Source organism: Rhodococcus sp. no. 34, assembly GCF_054589475.1.
On sequence record NZ_BAAILK010000051.1, the window covers coordinates 1 to 310 of the forward strand.

Consider the following 310-nt stretch of genomic DNA (forward strand, 5'->3'; position numbering starts at 1 on the left):
GTGGGTTCGCGGATGTATCGCACGGGGGATGTGGTGCGGTGGATCGGTGTGTCGGGTGAGCTCGAGTATGTCGGTCGTAGTGATTTTCAGGTGAAGTTGCGTGGTCAGCGGATCGAGTTGGGGGAGATCGAGTCTGCGGTTCGGGATCAGGTGGGTGTGGGTTCTGTGGTGGTGGTGGTGTGGCGTGATCAGTTGGTTGCGTATGTCACTGCTGCGGTGGGGTCTTCGGTTGATGTTGATGTGGTGAAGGTGGGTGTGGGGGAGCGGTTGGCGTCGTATATGGTGCCGTCGCAGTTTGTGGTGTTGGATG

At 58.7% G+C, this 310-nt stretch carries 1 protein-coding gene; it reads left to right on the forward strand.

Going from position 1 to position 310, the window contains the following annotated elements:
* Window positions 1-310, forward strand: a 310-nt coding sequence (locus tag ACYP01_RS30260) for a hypothetical protein (protein ID WP_459683783.1), incomplete at both ends; no start/stop codon positions are given.